Genomic DNA, 3113 nt, shown 5'->3' with positions numbered 1-3113 from the left:
GCGGATGGCGACTTGTCCGGCGATCCACAGGGTGCGGCGCAGCCGAGCATTGCCGAATTTGGAAAGGCGGGTCTGGCCCCGATATTGGCCTGACTGCTGTGTCGAGAGGTTCAGCCCGCAGAACTTTGACGGCAGCTACAGTTCGGTGTGGCGGCATGCTCAGAGTTGGGCGGCGGATCGCGGCAGCGCCGAGGCCCACATTCCGCTGAGTTTTGCACCTGGCGAGGCCTACCGGTTCGACTGGAGTCACGAGATCGTCCTGCTCGACGGCGTGACAGTGACAGTGAAGGTCGCGCACATGCGGCTCTGCCACCAGCCGCATGTATTCGTGAGGGCGTATCCGTGCGAGACGCAGGAGATGGTGTTCGACGCGCATGATCCGGCGCCGGGCACGATCCTTTCCATTCCCCGGCGCTGAAGCTAGCTCACGAGCCGGTCGCCGACTGCGCCCGCTATGACAGTCTCAGGAGGACAAACAGCCGTGGAACGCACCGAGGTAATGGAACTGATGGGAGCGCTGAAGCTCTACGGAATGCGCAGCGCCTATGACGAGATCATGGGCGCGTCGCCATCAAGCGACAGCACGAGCCGCCCAGGATTGTCGGTGATCTCTTGCAGGCCGAGATATCGGAGAAGTAGGCCCGCTCCATCAAATACCAGCTCGCCGTCGCCAAGTTGCCGCTGGCCAAGGACTTCGACTTCGCCGGCACGCCGGTCAACGAACCCCGGATGCGCGATCTCGCCGGCGGCGTCTTCGTCGCCGATCATCGCAACGTCGTTCCTGGTCGGCGGAACAGGCACAGGAAAGTCGCATCTGGCGATCGCCATCGCCCGCTCACTCATCCGCAACGCCGCGCGAGGCCGCTTCTTCAACGTCGTCGACCTGTTCAACAGGCTGGAGGCCGAGACCCGCTCCGGCCGCCAGGGCCGCATTGCCGATCACCTGACCCGGCTAGACTTCGTCGTGCTCGATGAGCTCGGCTATCTGCCCTTCGCCCAGGCCGCCGGGCAGTTGCTCTTCCATCTCATCTCGAAACTCTACGAGCGCACCTCGATCCTCATCACTACCAATCTCGCCTTCGGTGAATGGCCGAGCGTCTTCGTCGACGCCAAGATGACCAGCGCGTTGCTCGATCGCCTCACTCACCATTGCGAGATCGTCGAAACCGGAAATGAGTCCTGGCGCTTCAAGAGCCGCTCTCAAACTGAAGCCGAAAGCCAATCAGCCGCGCCCGATCAGGCTGTGCAACCCCAACCAGCTCCGCCTGATCGGGCGCTCACCGCAGCTCGCTGCGCGCCTCGGTGGATAGGTGCCCAACATCGAGATCAATAATCAGCTCGAATGCCTGCCCAAGGTAGCGCATCTCTACCTGGCGCATGCACCTGGCCTTCCCGGAAACACCCAGAAGGCGCTCCGCCTCACGCTGGAGCTGAACGTAAGCCTGTTCAGCTGCCGTATCGTCGAGCTCGTCCAGTCGTGCGACGAAGGCTGATGCGACAGCTACTGACTTTTCGGCCAGAAGCAGACCCACGGCACTGAAAACGCCCGCTGCTGCAGGAACATATATGCGGCCGATCTCCAAGCTTCGCGCGATGGACGCCCCATGCACGCCGCCATTGCCTCCACAGGTTGTCCTCGGTTAGAGCCAGGCGACTGATACGTGTTTTGGACTTTAGGCTGCCATGTGGACGATGCCAATTGTATCTGTGTAGCCAGACAGGCAGTTCGGCGGCACGGTGATCGGATGTCGGATGCGATGGCATAAGCCCATTCGCGCAATGCTGTCTGGATGAAGCGCTCGGCCTTGCCATTGGTCTTGGGCGTATAGGGTCTTGTCCTGACGTGCTTGAGGCCGAGATCGCGGCAGGCCTTGGCGAAGGCCTTTGATTTGTAGCAGGAGCCGTAGCACCTACGGAATGAAGGAGCCGCGGCGACCGAGAGAGCGGTGCGCGCAGCTCGCTGCAGGCGCGCACCGCTGTCGAGGCGGCCATGGCCAGTCAAAGTTTCTCTAGAATGTGGAATGTTCACAGCCCATTCCGGAGAGACCGACCATGACCACTTCAGATTCTACACCCGCCGCCGCGGTGCTGGTAGCGATCGACATTGCCAAGGTGCGCAATGAAGTTCTGATCGAAGCACCGGGCCACAAGCGCCGGCGTCGCCTTTTGGTCCTCAACACCCGGTGTTGAGCACGACCATATGATCGAAGTGCTGCAGGCGTACGGCCGCCCTGTGGTCTGCGCCTTTGAAGCGACCGGGAACTATCACCGGCCGATAGCATGGCGCCTGGCTGAAGCGGGTTTCGAGGTGCGGCTGGTGGCGTCGCTGGCGCTGGCCCGAACACGAGAAGCGTTGCACAACAGCTGGGACAAGAACGATCCAAAGGATGCCCAGGTGATGCTGCACATGCTCAGGATCCAGGCGACGCAGGTCTACCATGATCCGCCGCGCGCCGGCATCACGACGTGCAGGAACTGTCGAAGACCCATGAAGCGATCGCCAAGGGCCAAGACCGAGATCCAGCACCGTATCCTGACGCACTACCTGCCACTGTATTTTCCCGAGATCGATCGATTCCGGGGGAACAGCCGCAGCGATTGGTTCTTCGCCTTCCTTCATGCCTTTCCGACGCCAGCAAGCATCACGGACAAAGGAGGAGTTTGTGACAGCAGCGTGGGATGTCGTCGGCCGCAAGGTCAGCAAGACACAGATTCTAATGGATATTTACGAGACGGCGCGCTCATCGATCGGACTGCCGCTGCCGCTTGATGTCCCTGCCATTCGCATGTTCCGGATGGTCATTGACGAAGCACGCAGCCTGATCCGGCAGCGCAATGAGATCGAAGCGCAGGCCGACGAGCTGTTGCGGCACAGCCAGGATTATCAGCTCCTGCGACAAATCCCGGGCATTGGACCGATCAACGCATTGACCATCATTGCCGAAGCCGGCGATCTTCGCCGTTTCACCCATCATCGCCAGTTTCTAAAGTTCTGCGGGCTGAACCTCTCGACACAGCAGTCAGGCCAATATCGGGGCCAGACCCGCCTTTCCAAATTCGGCAATGCTCGGCTGCGCCGCACCCTGTGGATCGCCGGACAAGTCGCCATCCGC

Annotated in this window: 1 protein-coding gene and 5 pseudogenes; 4 read left to right on the top strand and 2 right to left on the bottom strand. The window is 61.2% G+C overall.

Features of this window, described 5'->3' with window-relative positions:
• A pseudogene (locus tag EN862_RS34680) lies at nt 1-126 on the bottom strand (transposase); the annotation flags it as partial.
• Here EN862_RS34680 and EN862_RS37190 point away from each other — a divergent pair.
• From EN862_RS37190 to EN862_RS37185, 3 genes and pseudogenes are all read left to right on the top strand, one after another.
• Nucleotides 125-385, top strand: a pseudogene (locus EN862_RS37190) (IS21 family transposase); the annotation flags it as partial. The pseudogenes EN862_RS34680 and EN862_RS37190 overlap by 2 nt on opposite strands.
• 96 nt (nt 386-481) lie before the next feature.
• Nucleotides 482-1333 (top strand): annotated as a pseudogene (gene istB, locus EN862_RS34670) (IS21-like element helper ATPase IstB).
• Nucleotides 1311-1493 (top strand): hypothetical protein, encoded by a 183-nt coding sequence (locus EN862_RS37185; protein WP_245460402.1) that lies wholly within the window; start codon nt 1311-1313, stop codon nt 1491-1493. The pseudogene istB and the gene EN862_RS37185 overlap by 23 nt, the downstream one beginning before the upstream one ends.
• A gap of 133 nt (nt 1494-1626) precedes the next feature.
• Here EN862_RS37185 and EN862_RS34660 read toward each other — a convergent pair.
• Nucleotides 1627-1903 (bottom strand): annotated as a pseudogene (locus EN862_RS34660) (integrase core domain-containing protein); the annotation flags it as partial.
• Between the two features lie 149 nt (nt 1904-2052).
• Between EN862_RS34660 and EN862_RS34655 the strand changes: the two are divergent.
• Nucleotides 2053-3113 (top strand): annotated as a pseudogene (locus tag EN862_RS34655) (IS110 family transposase); the annotation flags it as partial.

This window comes from Mesorhizobium sp. M2E.F.Ca.ET.219.01.1.1 (assembly GCF_004016445.2).
GTDB lineage: Bacteria > Pseudomonadota > Alphaproteobacteria > Rhizobiales > Rhizobiaceae > Mesorhizobium.
This window is presented reverse-complemented; position numbering and strand designations above follow the sequence as displayed.